Annotated in this window: 1 protein-coding gene; it reads left to right on the plus strand. The window is 68.5% G+C overall.

Going from position 1 to position 559, the window contains the following annotated elements:
• Window positions 1-559, plus strand: a 559-nt coding sequence (locus tag CUT44_RS23165; RefSeq protein ID WP_158239652.1) for a hypothetical protein, incomplete at both ends; no start/stop codon positions are given.

The raw sequence follows: 559 nt of genomic DNA on the forward strand, positions 1-559 counted from the left end.
GAGGTCACCTCGTCGCCGTGGTTCGCGGAGCTGTCTGACGAGCATCGTGAGCGGTTGCGGGGTGTGGAGGAGTACACGCCGGTCGCGGACGCTCTGGAGCAGACGCGGAACACGGTGGTGGCCGCGGTGGACGGTGGCGCGGGGCCGGAGGATGTGGCGCTGCTGGCGGATCTGCATGGGCTGCGGGGGAACGTCACCGCGTTCGATCCGGTGATGCTGCCGTTCCTCGGTCAGCAGGTGGAGTCGGTGCTCGGGTCGGGGAACGCGGTGCTGAGGGACAGCTCGGTGACCGACTTCGGGCACCATGTGCCGTACACCGATGTGGTGGTCCCGCATCCGGGTCCGTGGGCGCGGGACCGCAGTGCCTCTGGGCTGGCGTACAGCCTGGAGTATGTGCTGGGGCATCACAGCACGGCGCACATTCTGCTGGACAACGAGGTCTCCGCGGCGGAGAGCAACCAGTCGGCTCAGTTGCTGGCGGGCATCAAGGAGATCAACGAGCTGTACCGGGATGTGCCGGGGTATGTGCCGCTGCGGGTGGAGACGGCCGCTCCGGCGG

This window comes from Streptomyces carminius (assembly GCF_002794255.1).
Taxonomy (GTDB): domain Bacteria; phylum Actinomycetota; class Actinomycetes; order Streptomycetales; family Streptomycetaceae; genus Streptomyces; species Streptomyces carminius.